Origin of the sequence: Paenibacillus turicensis, assembly GCF_017873435.1 — a bacterium.
GTDB lineage: Bacteria > Bacillota > Bacilli > Paenibacillales > Paenibacillaceae > Fontibacillus > Fontibacillus turicensis.
In genome coordinates, this window is the sequence record NZ_JAGGKG010000027.1 from 23,926 (window position 1) to 48,396 (window position 24,471).

27 protein-coding genes and 1 other annotated feature are annotated in these 24,471 nt (G+C 38.8%); of the genes, 2 read left to right on the plus strand and 25 right to left on the minus strand.

The genetic code is table 11. The features are described 5' to 3' along the window. Positions 1-13: 13 nt before the first annotated feature. From der to J2Z32_RS20625, 13 genes are all read right to left on the minus strand, one after another. A complete protein-coding gene (gene der / locus J2Z32_RS20565) occupies positions 14-1,336 on the minus strand; it encodes a ribosome biogenesis GTPase Der (RefSeq protein WP_210091078.1) in 1,323 nt (440 codons plus the stop codon). Between the two features lie 208 nt (positions 1,337-1,544). Continuing rightward, a complete protein-coding gene (gene rpsA, locus J2Z32_RS20570) occupies positions 1,545-2,780 on the minus strand; it encodes a 30S ribosomal protein S1 (protein WP_210091079.1) in 1,236 nt (411 codons plus the stop codon). 125 nt (positions 2,781-2,905) lie between these two features. Then, a complete protein-coding gene (locus tag J2Z32_RS20575; RefSeq protein ID WP_210091080.1) occupies positions 2,906-3,478 on the minus strand; it encodes a lysophospholipid acyltransferase family protein in 573 nt (190 codons plus the stop codon). Further along, positions 3,475-4,179 (minus strand): (d)CMP kinase, encoded by a 705-nt coding sequence (gene cmk / locus J2Z32_RS20580; protein ID WP_210091081.1) that lies wholly within the window; start codon positions 4,177-4,179, stop codon positions 3,475-3,477. The genes J2Z32_RS20575 and cmk overlap by 4 nt, the downstream gene beginning before the upstream one ends. Positions 4,180-4,305: 126 nt before the next feature. Further along, positions 4,306-4,503 carry a hypothetical protein gene (locus J2Z32_RS20585; protein ID WP_210091082.1) on the minus strand — a complete coding sequence of 66 codons (198 nt, stop codon included), beginning with the start codon at positions 4,501-4,503 and terminating at the stop codon, positions 4,306-4,308. A 105-nt stretch (positions 4,504-4,608) separates the two neighbouring features. Then, on the minus strand, positions 4,609-5,262 hold the full coding sequence (locus J2Z32_RS20590) for a flagellar brake protein (RefSeq protein WP_210091083.1): 654 nt from the start codon (positions 5,260-5,262) through the stop codon (positions 4,609-4,611). 193 nt (positions 5,263-5,455) lie between these two features. Then, the gene (gene ypeB, locus J2Z32_RS20595) at positions 5,456-6,796 is read right to left on the minus strand and encodes a germination protein YpeB (protein ID WP_210091084.1); all 1,341 of its coding nucleotides are present in this window, start codon (positions 6,794-6,796) and stop codon (positions 5,456-5,458) included. Between the two features lie 292 nt (positions 6,797-7,088). Beyond that, positions 7,089-7,778, minus strand: a complete 690-nt coding sequence (gene prsW, locus J2Z32_RS20600; RefSeq protein ID WP_210091085.1) for a glutamic-type intramembrane protease PrsW — start codon at positions 7,776-7,778, stop codon at positions 7,089-7,091. Between the two features lie 43 nt (positions 7,779-7,821). Beyond that, complete coding sequence (locus J2Z32_RS20605) at positions 7,822-8,439, minus strand: genetic competence negative regulator (RefSeq protein ID WP_210091086.1); 618 nt, start codon at positions 8,437-8,439, stop codon at positions 7,822-7,824. A 193-nt stretch (positions 8,440-8,632) separates the two neighbouring features. Further along, positions 8,633-8,989, minus strand: coding sequence for a hypothetical protein (locus J2Z32_RS20610; protein ID WP_210091087.1), 357 nt, complete (start codon positions 8,987-8,989; stop codon positions 8,633-8,635). A gap of 62 nt (positions 8,990-9,051) precedes the next feature. Beyond that, the gene (locus tag J2Z32_RS20615; protein WP_210091088.1) at positions 9,052-9,486 is read right to left on the minus strand and encodes a pyridoxamine 5'-phosphate oxidase family protein; all 435 of its coding nucleotides are present in this window, start codon (positions 9,484-9,486) and stop codon (positions 9,052-9,054) included. A 72-nt stretch (positions 9,487-9,558) separates the two neighbouring features. Then, positions 9,559-9,876: a hypothetical protein gene (locus J2Z32_RS20620; RefSeq protein ID WP_210091089.1), complete on the minus strand. Its 318-nt coding sequence runs from the start codon at positions 9,874-9,876 to the stop codon at positions 9,559-9,561. After that, entirely contained in the window at positions 9,873-10,445 is a 573-nt protein-coding gene (locus tag J2Z32_RS20625; RefSeq protein WP_210091090.1) for a CPBP family intramembrane glutamic endopeptidase, read from the minus strand. The genes J2Z32_RS20620 and J2Z32_RS20625 overlap by 4 nt, the downstream gene beginning before the upstream one ends. Before the next feature lie 91 nt (positions 10,446-10,536). Between J2Z32_RS20625 and J2Z32_RS20630 the strand changes: the two genes are divergently transcribed. Further along, positions 10,537-11,451: a hypothetical protein gene (locus tag J2Z32_RS20630; protein ID WP_210091091.1), complete on the plus strand. Its 915-nt coding sequence runs from the start codon at positions 10,537-10,539 to the stop codon at positions 11,449-11,451. Between the two features lie 79 nt (positions 11,452-11,530). After that, positions 11,531-11,762: a binding site (T-box leader), on the plus strand. Between the two features lie 258 nt (positions 11,763-12,020). After that, entirely contained in the window at positions 12,021-13,610 is a 1,590-nt protein-coding gene (gene serA / locus J2Z32_RS20635; protein WP_210091092.1) for a phosphoglycerate dehydrogenase, read from the plus strand. Between the two features lie 542 nt (positions 13,611-14,152). Here serA and J2Z32_RS20640 read toward each other — a convergent pair. From J2Z32_RS20640 to ribH, 12 genes are all read right to left on the minus strand, one after another. Continuing rightward, positions 14,153-15,550, minus strand: a complete 1,398-nt coding sequence (locus tag J2Z32_RS20640) for an ATP-binding protein (protein ID WP_210091093.1) — start codon at positions 15,548-15,550, stop codon at positions 14,153-14,155. Then, on the minus strand, positions 15,551-16,267 hold the full coding sequence (locus tag J2Z32_RS20645; protein ID WP_210091094.1) for a response regulator transcription factor: 717 nt from the start codon (positions 16,265-16,267) through the stop codon (positions 15,551-15,553). 136 nt (positions 16,268-16,403) lie between these two features. Next, on the minus strand, positions 16,404-17,156 hold the full coding sequence (locus J2Z32_RS20650) for a pseudouridine synthase (protein ID WP_210091095.1): 753 nt from the start codon (positions 17,154-17,156) through the stop codon (positions 16,404-16,406). Positions 17,157-17,328: 172 nt separating this feature from the next. Then, entirely contained in the window at positions 17,329-18,363 is a 1,035-nt protein-coding gene (locus J2Z32_RS20655) for a DUF2167 domain-containing protein (RefSeq protein WP_210091096.1), read from the minus strand. 169 nt (positions 18,364-18,532) lie between these two features. Then, positions 18,533-19,066, minus strand: a complete 534-nt coding sequence (locus J2Z32_RS20660; RefSeq protein WP_342453985.1) for a spore maturation protein — start codon at positions 19,064-19,066, stop codon at positions 18,533-18,535. 27 nt (positions 19,067-19,093) lie between these two features. Further along, entirely contained in the window at positions 19,094-19,675 is a 582-nt protein-coding gene (locus tag J2Z32_RS20665; RefSeq protein WP_210091097.1) for a nucleoside recognition domain-containing protein, read from the minus strand. A 54-nt stretch (positions 19,676-19,729) separates the two neighbouring features. Further along, positions 19,730-20,908, minus strand: a complete 1,179-nt coding sequence (locus tag J2Z32_RS20670; protein WP_210091098.1) for a D-alanyl-D-alanine carboxypeptidase family protein — start codon at positions 20,906-20,908, stop codon at positions 19,730-19,732. Positions 20,909-21,043: 135 nt separating this feature from the next. Further along, a complete protein-coding gene (gene ytfJ, locus J2Z32_RS20675; protein ID WP_210091099.1) occupies positions 21,044-21,523 on the minus strand; it encodes a GerW family sporulation protein in 480 nt (159 codons plus the stop codon). After that, positions 21,496-22,185, minus strand: a complete 690-nt coding sequence (locus J2Z32_RS20680; protein WP_210091100.1) for a DUF2953 domain-containing protein — start codon at positions 22,183-22,185, stop codon at positions 21,496-21,498. Before J2Z32_RS20680 ends, ytfJ begins: the two co-directional genes overlap by 28 nt. Before the next feature lie 121 nt (positions 22,186-22,306). Continuing rightward, a complete protein-coding gene (gene scpB / locus J2Z32_RS20685) occupies positions 22,307-22,933 on the minus strand; it encodes an SMC-Scp complex subunit ScpB (protein ID WP_210091101.1) in 627 nt (208 codons plus the stop codon). Then, positions 22,902-23,699 (minus strand): segregation and condensation protein A, encoded by a 798-nt coding sequence (locus tag J2Z32_RS20690; RefSeq protein WP_210091102.1) that lies wholly within the window; start codon positions 23,697-23,699, stop codon positions 22,902-22,904. Before J2Z32_RS20690 ends, scpB begins: the two co-directional genes overlap by 32 nt. A 106-nt stretch (positions 23,700-23,805) precedes the next feature. Next, positions 23,806-24,273: a 6,7-dimethyl-8-ribityllumazine synthase gene (ribH, locus tag J2Z32_RS20695; RefSeq protein ID WP_210091103.1), complete on the minus strand. Its 468-nt coding sequence runs from the start codon at positions 24,271-24,273 to the stop codon at positions 23,806-23,808. Positions 24,274-24,471 lie beyond the last annotated feature (198 nt).

A 24,471-nucleotide genomic window follows, 5' to 3' on the forward strand; every position in this document is an offset into this window, starting at 1 on the left:
ACAGAACTCTCCCCTATCCTTCGTCTGACTTACGGCGAGTAAACAACCGAATTGGCGTACCCTCAAAATCAAATGCAGCACGAATTTTATTTTCTAAGTAACGTTCATAGGAGAAATGCATGATGGATGGATCATTTACGAACACCACAATGGTAGGTGGCTTTACAGCAACCTGTGTCACATAGTTAATCCGTAAACGGCGACCTTTATCCGTTGGTGGTGGATTAATGGCAATTGCATCTGACACGACATCGTTTAACAGATGAGTTTGTACCCGCTTGGAGTGCTGATCCGCGACATGCTGGACAACTGGTAATAGCTTATGCAAGCGTTGCTTTGTTTTTGCTGATAAAAATACGATGGGTGCATAGGTCATGAACAAAAAGTGATCTCTAATTTTCTGTTCAAACTGTTGCATCGTTTTATCATCTTTTTCAACAACATCCCATTTATTCACAACAAACATCGTTGCTTTTCCTGCTTCATAAGCATAACCTGCAATATGCTTGTCTTGCTCAATAATGCCTTCTTCGCCATTAACAACAACTAAAACGACGTCTGCACGTTCAATCGCCTTCATAGCGCGCATCACACTATACTTCTCCGTCGTTTCATACACCTTACCACGTTTTCGCATGCCAGCCGTGTCAATGAGGACATAACGTTGTCCATCCTTTTCAAATGGCGTATCAATCGCATCACGGGTTGTGCCAGCAATGCTACTAACGATAACACGCTCTTCTCCAAGAATCGCATTCACCAATGAGGATTTACCTACATTAGGACGTCCAATCAATGCAACACGGATAACATCATCGTCATATTCGTTATCCTCTAGCTCTGGTAAATTGTCTGTGATCGCATCAAGCAAATCACCAATCCCCGTACCATGACTTCCAGATACTCCAATTGGCTCACCAAATCCAAGGTTATAGAACTCATAAATATGATCTGCACGTTCTAAATTATCCACTTTATTTACAGCAACAATAATAGGCTTACCTGAACGGTACAAAATATTAGCAACTTCTTCATCTGAGCCAGTTACACCTGTCTTGGCATCTGTCATAAATACAATGACATCCGCCTCTTCAATCGCAAGCTCTGCTTGCACACGAATAGATTTTAAAATCGGCTCTTCATCATCCATTTCAATACCGCCTGTATCAATGATACTAAACGATTTGCCGTTCCATTCTCCTACACCATAAATACGGTCTCTTGTTATACCAGGTTTATCTTCAACAATTGCGAGTCTATCCCCAATAATACGATTAAATATCGTTGATTTCCCTACGTTAGGTCTTCCAACAATAGCAACTACTGGCCTTGCCATAGACATACCTCCTGCACTTCATTTTATATACTACTAAGCAACTTCAACACAATAAAATCGAGTGAAGCTGATATTTGATGTCCAAATCCCCATTTTTCACGCTTCTCATCATAGCAAAAAATGTGTGAAATGGGAAATCGACATGAAACAAAAAACGACGAACCACCGCCTTGGGGGTCCGCCGATTTTATGCATGCTGATATCCCGATTATTTCAATTTGCTAAGCTTATCGCCGAAACGCTCGCCAAGTGTAATGCTAAGACCTTGACCACTTAGGGATACATTAGGATTATCTCCCAAATCTTCTTTTCTTACACTATTTCCGCCACGAGCAGGCTTATCCGTTCTTAGCTCTTGCTCTGGAGCTTCTTCTGTTTCTTTAATGCTTAAGCTGATACGTTTATCAGCAACATTCACATCAAGCACCTTCACTTGCACTGTTTGGCCTTGTTTAAGAACCTCATGTGGTGTATTAATGTGCTTGTGAGAAATTTGAGAAATATGCACTAACCCTTCAACACCAGGGGCAATTTCAATGAAAGCACCAAAATCAGCAATGCGTTTAACTTCACCAGATACAACATCACCTGTTTTGAATTGCTCTGAAGCAGTTTCCCAAGGACCCGGTGTAGCTGCTTTAATACTTAAGCTGATTTTACCTTTTTCCGGCTCAACTTTAAGCACCTTCACGTTTACTTGTTGACCTTCAGCTAATACATCAGCAGGTTTATTTACATGAGACCAAGAAATTTCTGATACGTGTACTAGACCATCAACGCCACCTACGTCAACAAATGCACCAAAATCGGTTAAGCGTTGTACTGTACCTTCAAGCTCTTGTCCTACCTTTAATCCACTCATAACTTGCGCTTTATTTGCAGCAAATTCTTCGTCTAAGACATCTTTTTGGGATAAAATCACTTTATTGTTTTCACGATCAAGTTCCTTCACTTTAACACGAAGTGTACGTCCTTTATAATCAGTGAAATCCTCAACAAAATGACGTTCTACCATAGATGCAGGAATAAAACCACGTACGCCAACATCTGCAACGATACCACCTTTAACAACATCAGCTACAACAACTTCAAAAACTTCACCATTTTCAAAGCGTTGTGCTAATACGTCCCAAGCGTTTTCGCTATCGATTGCACGTTTGGATAAAACAAGACGTTCTTTTTCATCGTCAATGCTAACGATTCTTGTTTCTACCTCTTGTCCAACCTCAACGACATCACCTGCATTTTCTAAATGAAGGGATGATAACTCACGAATAGGTATAATACCGTCATATTTATATCCAATGCTTACATAAGCTTGGTTATCTTCAATTTTGATAATGGTGCCTTTGACGGTATCCCCTTTTTTCAAAGATACGATTTGCTCCAATTGATCTTGATTCACTACTTCATTCGTTTCTTGCACATTGTTTTCTTCCGACATGTCAATACCCTCCTCAATTCAAAAAAACCATTTATTTAAACCCGCACTTCGCGAGGTTCAAAACGTAAATAAAATAATAAATAATGACTGTAAGCAAATAATTCTATCTTATTATATTACAATGATTACCCAGCTAACTTCAATTCCGTAATTTTATTCATCAGCTCGGCAGTTAACAAATCAACGTTATCTGGCGAGGGATTTTCTTTATATTTTGCCAAATCAAGTGGCTCCCCATAAATAACTCTCACCTTACGGAACAATTTATAGTTACCAACAATGGCAACAGGAACAATCGCTGCATCACTTCGTAAAGCGAAGCTTGCGGCTCCTTTTTTTCCATCTCCTTGATCATGACGACTCCCCTCAGGAAAGATGCCCATGATCTTACCACTGCGTAATATATTTAATGAGTTTTTTATGGACTCTTTACTCACTCCTCCACGTTTAACAGGGAATGCACCTAGTTGAGTGATAAGCCATCCAAAACCCCAAACCTCAAACAATTCCTTTTTCGCCATAAAATGAACTTTGCGATCCAGCAAAATCCCAATCGTAGGTGGATCAAAATTGCTAATATGGTTGGAAGCAAGTATTACGCCACCTTCTTTTGGAACGTGCTCAATTCCTGTTGCCTCTAAGCGGAACAACAATTTGTATAACACTCTAAGCACTGCTACAGCAAAATTATAGATCATGCTTTGCTCTCCATCCCTTGCCTATTGCAATATGAAATAATTGCATCCACCACTTGTTCAATTGTCATAGAAGTTGTATCCAACAATATAGCATCATGCGCTTGTGTCAGTGGCGAAATCTCTCTTTGCTGGTCTAGCTGATCACGCTGCTGGATATCTTGTTTTAGCTGTTCAAGTGTAATGGATTCTTTGTCTGACATTTCATTATATCTACGTGCTGCCCGTTCTTCCACTGAAGCAGTCATATATATTTTGACTTCTGCATCAGGCAAAACGGTTGTCCCAATATCTCGGCCATCCATGACAACACCTTTGCGCGTAGCCATCTGCTGCTGTAAGGCAACTAATCTTGTTCTGAGCGCCTCCAGCTGTGAGTATTGCGACACAATATTATTTACAGCATTAGAACGAATTTCATCTGTTACATTTCTATTATTCAAAAATACTTGTTGACGCTCTTCGCCTGGCTCAAGCACAATTTGAAGCGAATTAAGTGCTTCTAGCATGTCCACAGATTGCTCTGGTGGAATACCTTTGTCAACAAAATACAAGGTAGCTGCGCGGTACATTGCCCCCGTATCTACATACACATAACCAAGCTGGTTTGCGACCATACGGGCAATCGTACTTTTACCTGCACCTGCCGGTCCATCTATGGCGATGTTAATTTTGTTATGTTGTAGTGAAACCCCATTTGCCAACAGGTTATTTCCTCCTCAAGTCTTGCTCACTAAAAAAGCAGGCATTGCCTGCGACGTGAAAATTATACCACACATCACAGGTTCATGCAAAAGACAAGTGTGATATTATAGCCTTTTTAGACTCATTTAAGGTACAATTCGCACCCCTTCTAATCTTTCCGCCGAAGATAAAATACTTCGGATTTCAGGCACACATAGTGCCCCCTGGAAAACAATAAGCAATACAAGCAATAAAATAGCAACTCTTTTTAGCCAAGGCTCAATGATATGACAAAACACGAGAAATAACCTTATGTAATTTTCCTGTTCTTGTCGTGAATCCATGCTGATTAGCCTCCTAAAAATGATGCTTTGTATTATTATCACCAGCATGTCCACTCCATAATAAAACCATTCGTAGTTTGCACATCTAAATATTTACAATTATTCCTAACGGTTTCTAAAGTCAAACTGACGTTCAAAACAATAGCGAATCAGCTTTTGCCGCTCCATATCCGAAATACTTGTAAATTTCAGAAAAATCATATGATGCCCATTGTCCAATTGCTTGGTTCTTACAATTTCAGCCTCAAAAGGGACGTGATCAATTGATCCATTTTTATAGGAAATTAAGAGCCAGCAGTAGATTTCATCACCTTGCACTAATTGACGATGCCCTTCATAACGAAAAGCTAATCCCCCGCCACCTACATCTTCTGTTAAAGCAATAAATCGACTTTGATCCTTTAGCTGTACCGCAATTTCTAGCTTGGCTGTTACTCTTAAAAAGTTCCTTCTTTGAATTTTGGTAATATTCTCTGGTTCAGGTTTACGTATTCTTATGAGATGGATGACATCATCACTAAATCCAAGTACATACGTATTAAAATAATTTTTAACCCCACCTTCTGTTAAGAAGTAAATCGAAAGCTCATCACCAGTATATAACCTTTTGACACGACCACTTCCTATTTCAATAGGGACCTCAATCAGCATAAATTCATCCTGTACATCCGCAATTCTGGATTTGCATTCTTTATCTGTGTTATTCTCCTCTGCTGACGCAACCTGGATGTACAACAAATCATTGACTTTAGGTAACAAGTCCTCACCCGCCCCTACTTATATTAGATCAATATTACTACACGATTATAGCATGTAGCTCTTCATTTTGCATGAATCACTTGACACTTTTAATACATTACGGGCTTATCACAAAAAAAAGAACTGTACTAGCATTCGCAGCATTTTAGCCACGTGCAGTACAGTTCTCTTTAAACATTTTTTGTTACTTTTTTTATTTATTTTTCACACGTTCAATGCTTTCCTCGTTGCCATTGTCCGCATTAATATAAATTCGATATTCTGTTTTATTGATTTCTCCGCCAAACTCATACGTTAATACTTCCTCAGACATATCGTTTTTAATCAACGCTAAGCGATCATATTTCACTTTAAAGTCAGGATTTAAATACTTTTTCGCTTGAGCCGCAGTTAACTTCGCTTTTGGAATATTTACGCCATTATCCTTTTCATAAACATAGTCACTTGCTTGCATCCCTGTTACTTGTCCGTTATCTAATGCAACACGTAGTGATATTTTCTCAGGGTATACAACAACACCATCTCTTGTGCTTGCATAGGTAAAATTACCCACCTCACCAAACTGATCATAGCTAACGGCAACAACATCATCATAACCTTTACTTTTCAAAAATCCATCTGCTTGTTGCTTCGCTTCACCATAGGATAGCTTAGGCTTCCCAAGTGTACGCTCATAGTTAAATGTAATTAAATGACCGCCATTACGTGTATAATCTAAAGTTGCATATTCTCCATCTTTGCTACTATCTATTTTCGCACGATAGGAAGCCCACTCTGTTCCACGTCCGTTTTCAGTAACCTTAATCGCGGAGTGATCCTTCACACCTGTAAATTGAGCTGCTTTCTTCATAATTTCGTCTTGGTTAATCGGCTTTTCCCCTATTTTCTTAACGGAACGTCTGGTGTATAGATTTGAAATCGTTGGTCCCCAATCAAGCTCTGGGTATTCCCCAACCTTTTTGTCGACCATTTTGAACCCATCTATAATTGTACTGTCTCCGCCTTGTTTTGCCGTTGCAAGGGTGGTCTCTACATCCATCCACCGTAAACGATTGCCTATAACTTTATCCTGAACGCCTTGCAAATCCTTGGCAATTTCCTCTGCACTTTTATGCAGCTGTTTTAAATTTTTCATTTCATTTTCGGTGAGTGGCGACTTAGTCAAATCTCGAAGGGAAGCCTGATAAGAAAACTTAGAGATTCGAGATAAAAACTCTTCTGTTTTATTAAATGGAAGCATCGCCACAGGTAATTGACTGATTTCATTTTGTGCTTCGCTCGTAATTCTCCACACATTTACAAGTCCCTTGCGTTGTGCGCCCACAGAAGCTGAATTTAACGTCAACGTATTGCCAAGCTCATTATGTAGACGATCTACATGAAAGGATAAATCATGAAAGGCACGTTGATAATTGTTTTCAGCTTTAATTAAAATCGCATTTTTCTCTTGGTTTTCCTGATACCCCCATACGACAGAACCGATTAATAAAAGAGTCATTACAGGAAATAATATAGCACTTAGTCGTTTATACATTATTTATACGCTCTCCTTTCTATTTCTAACTTGACGTTAGTTTGACAAGAAAAAAGAAGCTTTATTCATGTTTTTATATTTTTGGTTTTTATGGCTCATAACTTTCAATTTTAAAATGTATTTCATTATCACAAATACACTGTTTAAAACCGGTTACCAGTTCTCCATGGATATAAGTTCCGCGCAAAATGAATTTTTCATCACACGTTTTACAAGTAATTTTGATTTTAACACGCAATAAAAAACACCCCTTTGATTTTTTACATCATTAGGGTGTCCTTATTTTGGGAAATTAATCCATTCCTCTTGTCTTCATCATTCTAAAAGGAGAACGTTTATTGGCGCGATATACTTTTCCTAAGCCTCCATACCAAAAATATAACATCAAAGGAACAATGTACCATATCCAGTAGTCTAGAATGTTCTCTAAAATCCAATCATATACACCATGCCAAAACCATGGAATTAAAAGAGAATATAATAATATTCTTCGGCTTTTCCATTGTTTCGTAAATTTAGCTAGCCCTAAATAGTATCCCATCATGACCCCAAATAGGGCATGTCCAGAAACAGGCAATAAGCCTCTTAGCAACACTGTTCCGAAAAACACTTGGTTACTCATCGCATACAATACGTTTTCTACAGTAGCAAAGCCAAGTGAGATCGCAACTGCATACACAATTCCATCGTAGGGTTCATCAAATTCAGCATGATGATATATAAAATAAAATAACACAATCCACTTTAGCGTTTCCTCAATCCCGGCAGAAATGAGAAAAGCCGAAACAAAAGATCCTTCTCCAAGCCAAATCACGAGTCCTCGTTGAATAATCATGACAGGTACAACAATCAAAAAACCAAGAAAAAACATTTTAAGTACTAAATGTAATGGTTCAGAATCATACTTGTCCTTTAAATAAAAGAAAGTCAGCAAGGCAAAGCCAGGGGCTACCGCTGCAATTAATATTGAGAATAATAGCAACGATTCTCCCCCTCCCGCCTTGCTACCTATGCATTCTCACGCTTTAGTTCACTCTCTTAAAATGGCTGCAAATTACTTCAATTGCTTTCTCAGCCATAACCACCTGTCCGTATTCCTCTAAAACTGCCGAGGTGACAGAGGTTGCTTCCCCATATTCAGCCAACACAGCGATTACAGCAGGTTGTTTGCCTTCTTCTATTTCTTCAGGTTCCAATTGCAAAATCCAGCTTCGATTATACTTATAAAGTACACCTACGTCCGGAATCATATGTCGCAACACATGTGCGGCTTCAATTAGAATCTCGAAATCATCAAATGAGTACAGAATTGTATCGGTTTGCTCTAATGTGACTTCCATTTCGTAAACCTCATCCGGTATTTCATCCTCATAGGATGATCTATCATCACTATGGTGATCGTATTTTCCTCTTGTCACAATGACTACCATCCCTTGAGCTGGCAATGCAAAAACTTCAACAGCCAAAGGTCCTGTAGCATCAAAGCCAACTTCACTATAAGCTTGATCCATCATTTCAGTGAACAAGTCGTGAACTTTAGGAATCTCCTGCCACATATCCTCTTTCTGGATGCCGCGTTCGCTAAGATCATCAAATGTGAGGAAAATCCGTATCTTATCCTGACCTAATCTTTCAATTTTCATAAAACAGGACCCTCCTCTCCAAGCTTGTAATAACAGATTATGATTCCCTCTGCAATATGTGCTGGAAATGGTTCTTTGTAAGTATGTTATCATTATTTTTCATGAAATGCACGCAATAAAATAGACAAAAAAAGAATCATTTTCCGCAAGGCTAAAATCCTCGTGGAAAATGATTCAAAAGTGGTCAGTTTTTTTACAATCCTGGGATAATCGTGCCTGTTTCCTTTAGGATACCTTCCACTTCTTTACGTACCTCTGGATTACTTTTTATAAAGTTGGTGATTTGCTTTAAATTGGATTGCTTCATATGCGTCTCATCATGGAGTCCGCTTGAACTAGGGTGTACCTTTTCATGTTTGTCATCAGTATGACAAGTGGAATGGTGATGCTCCTTATCATGTGTTTTACAACTGTCACCAGATTTTAGGCTAGACCAGTTCCACATCATCCCTGCCTCTTTACCAGCGGACATGAGTGCTTTATTTCTGTTTATAAGCATTGCACTAACTGCACCCAAAAACACTCCACATAAAAATGAAGATGATTTCATATGCGAACAGCCTCCTTTAAATATTTTAAAGCCAAGCTTATTGTTCTCATCTTAATGCAAACTCATGCATGCCACACTTGTTCTTCCGTAGAATGATCATAATAAATAATTGTATTTGGCGTAATATCAAGCACTACGTAGTTAGGGTCGTCTGGTCCTTTGAACCATTGCTTGTACTCTTCCTTCCACATCGTATGTCGAAGCTGTTCATTACTTGTAATGCTACATTTCCCTTCAATTTCAACAATTTCATGCTTATCTCCTGCGTCAGCACCCAATAACAAGCTAACATTTGGATTTTGCTTCAGCTCATCCACTTTTGCACTGCGACGATCTGTAGCTAAATGAATATCTAAGCCGTCATGCTGCATTGCCATGTATCGTTGCTTTGGCTTTCCTTCCTCAACCGTTGCAAAGGATGCAATATGGTGTTGGTCCAAGGTTGAAATAATTTTTTGTTCCAACTCTGCTTTATTGTTTAGTTGATGATTGTCCATGGTGTCTAAAACACTCCTTTTGCTAAAGTAGTAATTTTGCGTACACCATAGTATTGCCCAATCCATACAAAATCAACTACCAACATGAACCTTGCCCCAAGGGGACTCACTGATTCCCCACCAAAGCAGCATAAATAAAATAACTACAAAAATAAACAAAAGGAAATTAAAAAACCATCTCGTTATTTTCAAACGCTGTGAAGGATATAACTCCCTCCGTGACGGCATATCACTTACACTGGATTCATCCTCGTCAAAATAATGACCAGATACGCCAGAATCTCCCTCTGGTTGTGTTGAGACAAATTCAGAAGATGGATTTTCCTGCTCCGTTGACAGTTTTCTCCTCCTACCGAACTTTTTTATTCTACTTAAATTTTGTTCGCTCATAATTCCCTCCGAAACTTAATCACTAAACCAGAGATACAGTCAATGAGAAAGTGACATAATATAGGTGCCCATAAGGTACCTGTCGCAATATAAATAAAACCCAAACCATAGCTACTGAGAAACACCCAACCGGTTGGAATAAAATGATTTAAATAACGCACATGAATGAGGGCAAATAAAATACTAGTCCAATAAGGACCTATTGCATATTGAATGGCTCCACGAAATAAAAGCTCCTCACATATCGCTACAACGATCGATATAACAACGATGTGCCACACAGGCCTTTTACGAAACAATAATACGTTAATTCCTCCGTCATCTAAACTTTCCTCACCGATAAATCTTGAAATAATTAAGTCAACTAAAAACATAATTAATGCTAGTCCGATGCCGTAGTACAAAAATTCGTCACTTTTAGGAAATTCCATTACAGAAAAAGGACTTCTTTTCTGAAAAAATATGAGGATGAGACCGATAAATAAAGTAAGTCCTTGAGTTAGGTATAAATTAATTAGCAACAAACGATCAGTTAACACAACAGGTTTTTTTATTTTTAGTTTTTTCATTACGTAATCTAGTCCTATTCTTTTGAATGTATTTTTACCCAAGCATACTTAAGTGGGACCCAAATTATTGGTTAGGAGCGTCTATATCACTATGATACATAAACGTAAAATTAAGGTTGAAGTTATGTTTGTAATTGGTTTTTTAAGCACACTTATTATTGCATTTGGTACGTTTTATTTAGGATTAAGAATGGGTGTAAGCCAGACTGAAGCTAAATATAGCTATCTTAAAACCTCACCACCAGAATTAGAATCCTCTTCTTCCTATGAGCAGCAAGATTTAGTTACATATTATTATGTCGTGTTTCAGCCTTATCAGCAATTCAAAGATCACTTTGATAAAATGTCTGACATCGTGAAGCAAAGTGATACATCTGCTAAATCTAAAGAAGCGTTAAAGAAAATTCGCTCCGAGGCTCAAAAGCAATATGAGCAAATTGCAGCAAACTCAATCGCTGCGGAATCACCTTTGCTAAAGGAATCGCATAATGACATTCTTAAAAGTCTTAAGCTTTTTGATCAAGGGATTGGCAACATTCTAAATGAGAACAAAAATGTAGACCAATTAAGAAATATTTTGTACGAAAACAATTTTACTTCTAAAGCAATAACTTATGGATTACAGGCTCAGAAAAAATATTATACATCAATTTTAAAGTGGACTGCAAAAAGCAATCATAACGTCGCAACAGATTACACATTTAATAACAATACTACGATTAAGCAATGGAAAGGTTTCTCCTTGTCCATTAAAAATAAAGCAGTGACAGATATTATGCTAAAGAATACACTTTACGTATCATACCTGCCACAAGATATGACAGCCAAAATAGATCAAATGATTAACAGCGGCAAAGCTGCAACCTTGAAGCTTGAAACGATCACTTCCATTGTGAAAATCCTCACAGAAACCGAGGCTGTACAGAAGAAGGAATTCGTTAAATGGAGAAACGCTTATTATGTTGGAGAGTTTCTTCCAACGTTACCGTTTTTTGTTGAGGACTAGGTTAAGGACTAATTTAGTGTAAACTACACCTATTGACAGGCTTCATAGGTCGTGGTACATTATTGAAAATTAAACTATAGCAAACACGAAGAAGGAACAAAGTTAACGAATGAGACTCCCAGAGAGCCGGTGGTGCTGTGAACCGGTAGTTGAAAGTTATACTTTAGCGCTCCTGAGTTATTACGTTGAAATTTGTAGTAGGCGTAATCGGATAAAGTCCGTTATCATTTGTTGTCTTAAGACATCACAAGGCTGGATTTGCGAAAATACAGCGAATTAGGGTGGTACCACGAATATCTCTCGTCCCTTACTAAGGAATTAGTATGCGGATTGAGAGTTTTTTTATTTTTGTTCCAAGGATTTTTGTAGAGAAACGAGACTTTATACACCCTTATCCTTTGCTCCACTGCATTAGCAAAACATTAATGCAAAGAAGCATTTACAGTAGAAGCGAATGCCCTAAGATAGATATTGATTATTTATTTTATTCTAACTTTAGCGGCAATGCTATATAAAAGCTCTAGCATTTGTCATTATGCTTGGCTCATCAAATTTTTAGGAGGATTAACATGTTAAAGGTATTAGTATCGGATCCAATTAGTGACTTAGGTATTGAGCAGTTGATTGATGCACAAGATGTAACGGTGGATAAAAAAACAGGCCTGAGTGAAGATGAATTAATTCAAATTATTGGCGATTACGATGCTTTGCTTGTACGTAGCCAGACAAAGGTAACTGAAAAAGTGATGAATGCAGCTACCAAATTAAAAGTTATTGGACGTGCAGGCGTTGGTGTTGATAACATCAATTTGGATGCAGCAACAAGCCGAGGCATTATTGTCATTAATGCGCCTGATGGAAACACCATTACAACCTGTGAACATGCCTTTGCTATGATGATGGCACTTGCTAGACATATCCCTCAAGCTTATGCCAAGACGATTACGGGCACATGGGATCGTAAATTCCTTGGTGTTGAGCTTCGTAATAAAAAGCTTGGTGTACTTGGTATGGGGCGTATCGGAAGTGAGGTTGCAAAACGTGCAAAAGCCTTTGGCATGGATATTTTAGGCTACGATCCATTCTTGACCGAGGAACGTGCTGAAAAGCTAGGTATCACACTTGCAACGGTTGATCAAGTTGTCCGTGAAGCTGATTTTATTACGGTCCATACTCCGCTAACACCAGAAACGAAGCATATGATTTCTACAGCGCAATTTAATGTAATGAAAAAAGGAATGCGGATTATTAACTGTGCACGTGGAGGCGTAGTTGACGAAGCTGCACTAGTAAAAGCGATTGATGATGGCATCGTTGCAGGCGCAGCCTTTGACGTATTTGAAAAAGAACCACCTGAAGCGGATCATCCGTTCTTAAACCATCCTAAAATTATTGTTACGCCACATTTAGGTGCATCTACAGTGGAAGCACAAGAAAATGTTGCGATTGATGTATCTGAACAAGTCTTACACATTTTGCGGAATGAGCCGTTTAGAAATGCGGTTAATATGCCACCAGTTGCACCAAGCGTCATGAATAAATTACAGCCATATTTTGAATTAGGTGAAAAACTAGGGACATTTGCTTCCCAGCTTAATCATCAAGCAGTAAAAGAAATTCATGTCGACTATGCAGGTGACTTATCTGAGGTGGATACACAACCACTTACTCGCTACATTATTAAAGGTGTATTATCCCGTCACTTTGCGGAGGATGTTAACATCGTCAACTCTATGCATTTAGCAAAAGTACGTGATATTAACGTTGTTGTGTCTAAGACGGTTGCGACTAAGGGCTTTACGAACCTAGTGACTGTTGCACTTAAAGGTGAAGATGATTCAGAACAACGAATTGCTGGTACTTTATTAAATGGGTATGGTGCACGTATTGTACAAATTAATAAATTCCCAGTTGATGTTGCACCACATGGTAACCTATTGTTTATTTCTCACAATGATAAACCGGGAATTATCGGTAAAGTAGGTACATTACTTGGCGAAAATGAAGTTAATATCGCGGCGATGCAGGTAGGTCGTAAAATAGTTGGCGGAGAAGCGATCATGGTTCTTTCCGTTGATAAAGAGCTCGATAAAAATGTCATTGATGCCTTGCTTAAAGTTACTGAAATTAATAAGGCGAAGCAAATCGAGTTTAAATAGAAGCGTAAATTAGTGGTTGTCAGCGTTTGAAGGTGGACAGCTACGATCCAGAGAGTTCTTTCGATCGTTGTTGAAACCAGATTCCTTACATTATACTCAGGCCCTATTTTTGACAACCACTAATTAAAAATGAAGAAGTAAAAGTGATAATTAAAAAACACTTTTTGTAGTAAATTAAAAAAACCTTCTTGTTAGCGAGGAAAGCTTTGAAAGACTTTCCTACTAACAGAAGGTTTTTTCAATTATAGAGCTTATTTAAGCGCTAAATTTACAAATCAGTGCTTGGCAGCCAACCTCACTTGGCGAAGAGACAGAGAGATTGTGGAGTGGCGTCTTTAAAACCAGATTCCTACCCTTAATCTCATTGTAAGGAATCTGGTTTTAACAACGGTGCGAAACAACTCTCTGGATCGTAGCCTCCTCCACAGAATTGCTATCAAGCCCTTATTTTAGTTGAGTCTTAACAAAGCTTGCAAATTGTTCCACGATGAACAAGAATAATCCCTTTCATTCAGCAAAACCTGCCTTTTGGGTTATTCCATCTATCCTTTTGATTCGACAGGGAAAAACAGATGAAACACCGTTCCTTCATTTAACTCACTTTCAACTGTAATTTCACCTTCATGTGCATCAACAATATTTTTAACGATCGACAAGCCAAGTCCAGTTCCACCAGCTACGCCTCGCACTCTAGCCTTGTCCGCTTTATAAAAACGTTCAAAAATATAGGGTACATCTTTAGGTGGAATTCCCATGCCCTGATCAGCAATAAAGGCATGTATCATCGGTTGTTGATTTCGTACTATATTCTCTGCTCCAATCGTCACGACGGTATGATCACCAGAATGACGATAGGCATTATCAAGTAGGTTCGTAAATACTTGCTCTAATCGATCTTCATTTGCTTTAGACAAAATAAGATCATCCGAGGCAAGCGCTAAATGAAGATCAAGCCCCGCCTCTTTTGCGCGTACTAAAAACTTTCGATAAACACGTTCAAGTAGCTCATGCAAATCCACCTGCGCCATCACCATTTCCGTATGCCCAGCTTCCATTCTAGCTAAATCAAGCAAATCATGGACAAGTCGCCCCATTCGAAGTGACTCGTCATGGATAACTTGAATTAGCTCTTGGCTTTCTTCTGGTGAAGTTGCCATACCATCGATTAAAGCCTCACTATAGCCTTGCATCATAGATAATGGCGTTCTAATTTCGTGGGACACATTGGCTACAAAATCTCGACGCATTTTCTCAAGATTCACCTCTTCTGTCACGTCCCTAAGCACAGCAACAGCACCACGCAGCTCATTATTGGAAAATAAAGGAGCCATGTGCACAGACCAAGTTCCTTGCTTCACATATACATGCTCACTTTGATCGTTACCTTGCTGTAGCAATTTCTCAAACATATCCTGTAATGGCTGTGGAATTGGAGAGTCAATAAGCTGCCCCCACATCGCTAAAACATCTTCACCTGGTGGATTGGTTAAAATGATGTTTCCTGTTCGATCTAATGTAATGACCGCATCGGTCATACTTTTAAGGATGCTAGCTAAATGTTCTTTTTCATGGTTTAAGCTCTGGATCGTATTTTCAAGCTCTTCTGCCATGTGGTTAAACGTATTCGCAAGCTCACCAATCTCATCGCTTGTTCGTAAGGACAGCCTTGTATCATAGTTCCCTTTGCGTACTGAGTCAGTCGCAGCAATCAACTGCTGCATTGGTTGTGTAATCTTTGTAAATAAGAACAACGCAAAAAAAGTGGTGAGGGAAAAGCCAATAATCGCCACAATCACAAATAGCTTTTTTATTGCTTCTGGATTTGTAAAATTAGTATCTATGTAGGGCAATAAAAATAAACCTAAACTTAGCATCACACAAGCGACTAAACCAATAATGGTAATCCATAGCTTGCCAACGAGTGTTCTCCAAAAGTTCACTTATTTAGCTACCTCCAGTTTGTAGCCAACCCCCCACACTGTGGTTATCATCGCAGCCGCTTCCGGGGATACCTTATTTAGCTTTTCTCTTAACCGCTTCACATGGGTATCTACTGTACGCAAATCGCCAAAAAATTCATAATTCCAAACATCTTTAAGCAGCTCCTCACGCGAAAAAACCTTATCAGGGGATATCGCCAAATAATGAAGAAGCTCATATTCTTTTGGGGTTAAACTAATTTCGTGTCCATTGGTCGTTACACGATGAGCATCATGCTCAATAATTAAATGAGGGAAAACAATATTGTTGCTTGTACCACTTTCTTTTGTCAAATAAGCAGTAGCAGATGCACGACGCATAATGGCCTTGACTCGATAAATGACTTCACGCGGGCTAAATGGCTTCACAACATAATCATCAGCACCAACCTCAAATCCTTGAACCCGATTCATTTCCTCGCCTTTTGCAGTTAACATTAGGACAGGGGTTGATTTAATTTGTCGTAAGCGACTACATACCTCAATGCCGTCTATTCCAGGCAACATTACATCAAGTAAAATCAAACCATAATCATTATTTGTCGCTTTCTTAAGCGCAATTTCACCGTCTTCCGCCTCATCAATTTCATATCCTTCTTTTTCTAGATACATTTTAAGAAGGCGGCGAATACGTTCTTCATCATCAACCACCAAAATCCGGTTTTCATGATCTGTCATAGACAACACCTCCTTCAGACACTCCCTATTTGTGAATAGGAATAAAAATATTTGTGAACATATATCGAACATTATAACTCAAATTGGTTACAGGTTACAGTATTTTTACATAACTTGTCCAGACAATATGCTCACTTTACTTTGTTTTATTCTGTGATTTTTTCCCTGCTAATCTTGCCTGTTTATATAGACCCTCAATCTCTTCTTTTGTTAGCGGACGTGAAAGCCCTCTTTTCAGGTTGCCCAAAAACAAATCACCAAATGCAATCCGTTTTAGCTTATTAACAGGATGGTTAATTGCATCAAACATACGACGAACCTGACGATTTCTACCCTCTGTGATCGTAATTGAAATCGTGGCAAATTTACCTTCAGGATCAATATCTTGATATTCAACCTCAGCAGGTGCTGTCATGCCATCCTCTAGCATAATGCCTTTTTTCAGCTTATCTAAAGCTGTTCCATGGGGTACACCCTTTACTGTCGCAATATACGTTTTAGGGACATGGTGTTTAGGATGTGTAAGCATATGCGCAAAATCTCCATCATTGGTTAACAGCAATAAACCTTCTGTATCGTAATCTAAACGACCCACAGGATAAAGACGCTCTGAGACCCCTTTTAGATAATCGTTTACGATTTTTCTACCTTGAGGATCTGAAGCGCTTGTAATTACGCCTTTAGGCTTGTTAAGCATCATATATACCTTTTTTTCGGCACCGATAGTTTTACCATTTACTTTAATGACATCAACGGAAGGGTCAACTTTTGTACCAAGTGTGGTAACCACCTCGTCATTGACTTCAACCTTCCCTTGTAATATTAATTCTTCACATTTTCGGCGAGAAGCAACTCCTGCTTGTGCCAATATTTTTTGCAATCTTTCCATGTTCGTTAAGTCACCTCTTATTCATGATACCCATCAAAGCATAAAATCACAACAGAAAAAATCGTATACGGTTTAAAAGAGCACAACAATTGCTGCAATAAATAAAGAAAACTCGATGAAAATGTTTTTCCACCGAGTTTTTTAGAGTGATTTTTAATTATAGGGCCACCCTTTATTTAAATCGATTATCTGAATTAAAGCGATCGTCCGACTGGTTAAAACGATCATCCGATTCAGACTTCGTTTCTGTTGTTGTCTCTGAGATTGCAGGCTCTTGTACGTCACTCATAACATTAGGATTGTTATCCTGTTTCTTCTTTTTACCAAATATAACTTTCCCTAACCAGGCAAAAGCGGCAATAATAAGAACAAATCCCTTTTTCAAAAATGCTAAAATCAAAGCAAGAAGTCCTGTTTTTTTAGCAACAACCGCACCTGCACCACCTAAAATAAGTCCAGTTAAGCCATAAGCCGCTGCTTTATCTGTATCTGGGTTAAAGTCAGTATATTTATTTCCATCCTTAAGTGAAAAATTTTCAATAATATCCTTTTGGACGATGGCGCTATCTTTATCAAGTGTATCAGGTGAAGAGACAAGAATCGTTGAAATTGTACCTTCACGGGTCAATATACGTGTATTGTAGTTTACAAGTTTATTGTGCTCTGCATCTTGCAACAATGTAGCCCAAGTTAAGCTATGTATACTCTCATCATAATGTGGTTCAGCGTGCCAACCCAATACATTTAAATGATATTTAGCATCTAGCTGTTTATTGGACTCCTCTGTACCTTTACGATAGCTATCTAACAGTGCACTAGCATCAATATCACTTTTCTCTTCATCCTTAATATGACCAGTATCTTCATATTCTAAGAACAATGACCATGACATATCTTCTGGAAGAATCGTACCAATTTCACGACCATTAGGAATATTTCCTGTTTCCTTTAAATATACGATCGAGTCCTTTTCATCAAGAAAATAATAACCTTTTGGTAATTTCAATTGTGCAAGAGCAGTTCCAACATCAATACTTTGCCCTTGGCCTTCAATCCAATTCAAGTTAGCTAATGGATTCTCCTGTTGAGTATTGTTTGTTGCTCCGTCTTCGTTTGTTGCAAAAGATGGTGCCGGTAACAGCGTAGTTAATAAAACAGCAATCATCAATGATAATGCCCCGAACCTAAAACGTTGTTTATTAATCACTGGTATTTCCTCCCTTTTTACTCCCTCGTTTAATCGTTAATATTTTACAAGCTGTGTAATAAGTTGTATAGCGCATTAAGGTAAAACACACAAAAAAACTACCTTAGAACTAGTTCTAAAGTAGTTGGTGTTGTATGATTTGGAAATCTTTGTACGACAAAAGTAATGATCAACTAAAAATAAGCAAGCACACTGCAATTGCGGCAATAAATCCTACTATGTCCGAAAACAAGCCTACCTTTAAAGCATATCTTCCCTTACGAATTCCTACTGCGCCAAAATAAACAGTTAACACATACAATGTCGTATCTGTACTGCCTTGAATAGTGGATGCAATTCGACCAATCATGGAATCAGGACCATATGTTTTAATGAGGTCTGTTGTAAAGGCTAAGGAGCCTGTGCCCGTAAGTGGGCGTAAAATGCCTAACGGTAATATCTCAGATGGAACCGACAGCTTACTTAGCAGTGGTGTAAACCAGCCTACAAAAAAATCAAGTGCGCCAGAGGCTCTAAACACACTAATAGCTACCATCATACCTACTAAATGAGGCATAATATTAATTGCGGTTGAGAAGCCATCCTTAGCTCCCTCTACAAATGATTCGTAGACAGCCACTTTTTTGATCCAAGCATATAGAGGAATAAAAGCAATCATAATCGGAATCGCCCAAGCAGATATTATATTAATAATCGCTAGCACAACCATCACCTCTTTTCAGACCACACTTCAAAATTTCGTTTTTCTTCGGTACCAACGATCTGCCATAATCGCTGCCATCGTCGCAATTGCAGTTGCAAGCAGTGTTGAACCTACAATCTCAGTCGGATTAGCTGAATGATAGTTAAGTCTAATTGCAATTAATGTAGTTGGTATTAACGTAATGCTTGCAGTATTTAGTGCAAGCAGTGTACACATCGCAGCAGAGGCGGTTTCTTTATCTGGATTTAGCTCCTGTAGCTCCTGCATCGCGCGGATTCCCATCGGTGTTGCTGCATTCCCCAATCCTAATAAATTGGCGCTCATATTGGATAATATGTAACCCATAGCAGGATGATTTTTAGGAACATCAGGAAATAGGAAGGACACGACAGGTCCTAGTAGCTTTGATATTTTGGATACAAGACCCGAATCTTGAGCCAGCTGCATTATACCAAGCCAAAATACTAGCACACTAATAAGTCCAAAGCATACGGTAACCCCTGTTGTCGCCCCTTCAAATGCCGCTTGTGTAACAATATTTATATCACCCTTGAGCGCTGCAAAAATAAAGCCGATTAAAATTAATGCTAACCAAATTTTATTAACCATTTTGGCTTCCCCTCTTTATACATACGTATATATCTAGCAATATCTACTTAAGCATTAGCCTAAAAACAACTTCCTGAATACGAGACGCAAGGAGGATCCAAAGCTATTGGAGTCTATGTTTGCATTTGATGGCCTTGAAGATGCTTTTGAATCGGGTATATAGCTATCTTTATCGTATACAGGTACGGTTCCAATCTTTTCATTATCTAAATACATTTCAATGTAACCACGAAAACCAAATTGGGTTTCATCATTTTGACTTTGCTTTAACACTAGCTTTCGTTTTATTTTGTCCTGCTCCCCAGGTGCTAGCGCATAACTAAAGCTATCTCCTACCTTCATATCTGGTGCAATTTGTTGGCCCTTGTGGACCAGTGAAGCAAGGGGATAATGCTCAAAGCCAAAATCAAGCAACTTACGATGATCGTTCCAATCATCTCCATCATTAATCGTTACAACAACAAGCTGTTGCCCATCTCTTGTTGCAGAGCTAACGAGACATCGCTTCGCAATTTTGGTATATCCCGTTTTAACTCCATCTGCACCTTCATATAATCGCAGCATTTTATTTTTGTTGTTCCATTTATAATCCCAAGGATCAATTGGGTTTTGCGCTCGTTTTGATTGTGTAGCTACAATTTGCTTGAACGTTTCATTATGCAAAGCATAGGCAGTCAGCTTAGCTAAATCATTTGCCGTAGAATAATGCCCTTCCTGATCTAAGCCATGTGGGTTTTGAAACTTAGTATGCTGGAGCCCAATTAAGGCCGCCGTTTCATTCATTAAATACACAAAACCTTGCTCAGATCCGCCAACATGTTCGGCAATCGCCGTAGCAGCATCATTACCTGACCTTAACATTAGACCATATAACATGTCATGTAAGCTCATCTCCTCCCCTAATCGAAGAAAAAGGGAAGACCCTTCCTTGCCAAATGCATTTGCACTTACCTTTACCTTGTCACTTAAATTACCATGCTCAATGGCAACGATCGCGGTCATAATTTTGGTTAAGCTTGCAATCGGTAGTTCCTCATCACCATGTTCGGAATATAGCAAGCGTCCAGATGTAACATCCATTAACGAAAATGATTGTGCATTTGTTTTTGGCGGGAGAGGAATGTCTTTTTCTTCTGCATGAGCATGTCCACTAAAGCCAACTCCACCTACAGCAATCGTAAGCAAAAGATACCCTATTCCAAACTTTGTAAGCCATCTCTTCTTTATTGTCATTGATTTATCCTCCGATGGATCAGGACTGTAATAATACTTGTACAAGTATATGCGGACAAGATTAAAGTATGTTACTCAAGCATAAATAAAAGCCCCTCTCCATAACTGGAAAAGGGCCTTGCATCACCATCATTATTAATGTGCAGATTCATCGGTACTAATAATAATGTTAGCATGGGGTTCATCATGATGATGATCCTTACCAAAAAATGATTGTACTTTGTCCAAAAAATGAGGGACAGCATCAATCACTTTTTCAGCTAAATGTGTTTGGTTATCAAGAGGTACAATATTTACACCATGTTTCCCAACGACTAGAAAAGCAATTGGGTTGATGGATACACCGCCCCCACTACCTCCACCAAACGGTCTTGGTTTACTTGTGGGACTATGCTCACCATTTGGGCCTGAACGTGGTTCACGTTCACGCTCCATGCCAGCAATATTAAAATCACTACCACCTGCGGCAAAACCAAAGCCAACGCGGCTGATTGGCAAAATAACACTGCCATCTGGCGTTTCTACTGCCTCGCCAACAATCGTATTTACATCAACCATATCCTTGATGTTTTCCATTGCGGTTTGCATTAGCCCTTGAATAGGATGTTCAGCCATTTTTTCATTCCTCCTTTCACTTTTAGCACGCGAAACATGAGTACTAGTACAGCATATATAGCATAACCGAAGCGAATTTTAGCTATACAATGAAATTTGGTGAAAAAAACGGGCACATTGCCAAAAACGGGCACAACATCAAGTTCAGGACTTTTACGCAAAATAAGATGATAGGAAAGGAAGCCAATAAGTGAAGACTTAATTCCCCACACTAAACCAGTTAACGTTGCGGTATGAGCAGCATCAGATAAAGCCAGATGGGTGCTCCATTCTAAATCTTTCACTGTAATTTTACTTAATGCTTGATTCATCCATTTTTTGAGACCAAAGGTTGCAAGTAGCATATTTTGTAGTTGATTGATCCAGCCTTCTACCTTTTCCTTGTCAATTTTGGTTTCTGCTTCATTTTCCTGACTTGCGTTAAAAAAGTGATTGCTTTTAATTTTCTCTAGCTTAAGGCCTTCCTTCCATTTTTGAAACCGAATACTTGGCACCTCATATTTAAACGAAACTATGCCATATAAAAAGGAAAGATGAGCAACAATATCTTCATCATGATTATGTTTTTTCATCGTGATATCACAGGTAATGTTAGAGAAAAAAATCAGCACACAAATAATAACAAGCAGTGATACAATACTACCCAATATTGCAATCCACATGGGCCAAGCCCCCTACGTTTCAATCATATCTACTTTAGTATGGCTAAGGTCTCTTAAACCCATTCAAAAGAAATGATTATTTATATGAAACGAAAAGGTCAGACTCATGAGCTTATGTTAATTATTTTTCAGAATGATCTAATTCCGCTGTAACATCCTCAAATGAGAGTTGTTTTTCTTGGTCTAGCTTCTGAAATAGCAGATCTGTTTCTTCCTCCAATTGATCCGTTCCTTCTACCTGACTTAGTTCTGGTAAATCAGCTAAGCTGTCCATGCCAAAGTAATCCAAAAACAGTTTAGTTGTGCCGTATAAAATAGGTCGTCCAATCGCCTCAGCACGTCCAACCTCTGTAATTAAATCCCGATTCGCTAGTGTATGTATAGCCCGTTCTGACTTTACACCACGAATCTCTTCAATTTCAACTCTTGTAATCGGCTGGCGATAAGCGACGATGGATAACACCTCTAACGCTGCTTGAGATAGTGACGATCTTGATGGTGAATAAGCAAATCGTTCAAAATATGGTGCATGCTCTGGCAACGTCGCAAGCTGATAAGCGCCAGCAATTTGTAAAATTTGCAGTCCTCTGCCCTCCTGCTTAAAGTTCGCACGCATTTCCTCAATTGCATCTGCGATTAATTCCTTACGTTGCTCTGTCACCTCAACAAATTGCTTCATTGTAATGCCTTCTTCACCTGCTAAAAACAATAATCCCTCAATAATCGACTTCAATTGCTGAAAATCCATTTGTTGCGCCTTCCCCTCTCCACTCCATCACAATATCCTCAAAAACTTTACTTTGATAGACCACGATTTGCTTCATTTTCATTAGTTCTAAAATAGCAAGAAATGTTACGACAATTTCGTGCCGATACATTTCAGGATGTAATAGCTTGGAAAAAAGCATACGTCCACCTTGTCCCACTGTTTCAAGTGCTTGTACAACCTGACTAATCCGATCCTTAACGGATATTTCATCTCGCTGAATCCGCGCAACAACATTTCGTTTTGCCGCTTTACGGAGTGCCTTTTGAAACATAGCAATCAAATCTCCTGCATGAATTCCCTGCAAAGGATTTTCTAAACGCTCTGGCATAAAAGGAGCTAAATCCTCGGGTTCCTTGCTAAAAATTTGGCTACGCTCCCATTCGCGTTCATGTAGCATCGTCGCAATCCCTTTATATTTTCGATATTCAATTAGCTTCCGAATCAATTCCTCACGTGGGTCTTCTTCCTCATCCATTAAATATTCAAAGTCCTCGTCAAATTCAATGACAGGAGGTCTTGGAAGAAGCTGTTTGCTTTTCATCGATAACAGTGTAGCTGCCATGACCAAAAATTCACTCGTGACATCCAGCTCTAGCTCCTGCATACTGTGCAAATAAGCCAAATATTGATCTGTAATTTCACTAACGTGTATTTCATGAATATCTATTTCTGCTTTATCGATGAGATGGAGTAACAAATCAAGTGGACCTTCAAATGTCTCCAATTTATATGATACTGTTGCCAAAACGTCTCCCCCACCAACCTACAAAAAATGTAGTACCCCTCTGTTAGGTAATAGCTTAGACACTAAATCATGTCACCCTAACAATAGGTACTACATTAAATAAGCACTATTTTATCAATTTCGTCAAGTTTGCCATTTCAATTGCAGAAATTGCAGCATCCCAGCCCTTGTTTCCTGCCTTAGTTCCTGCTCGCTCAATCGCTTGCTCAATATTTTCTGTGGTTACTACTCCGAAAATAGTAGGTACTCCTGTTTTTAAGCCAATTGCGGCAACCCCTTTTGCAACCTCATTACATACGTAGTCATAATGAGAGGTTGAGCCACGAATGACTGTCCCTAATGTAATTACAGCATCATATTTCCCACTCTCTGCCATCTTTTGGGCAACAAACGGAATTTCAAATGCCCCGGGTACCCAAGCCACATGGATTTCATCTTCTGCTACACCATGACGCTTTAAAGCATCTAATGAACCCGTTAACAGCTTACTCGTAATAAATTCATTAAACCGTGCCACCACAATTCCGTATTTTAAACCTTCTGATACTAAAGTTCCTTCATATATATGTGCCATTATTAAAACCTTCCTCTCGGTCATTTAGATTATTTAAATTAGTAGTTGACAACTAACCCAAACTAGCGAAGGGACAGAGGGATTCTGGAGAAGTGAAACGTTCGTCTCCCTCCTTATATTTCATTTTTCTTACGCTAGCTCGCTCATTCGCAGAATATCATTTGTTAGATTATCAAATGAAGGCGAAGAAGGAGGAAC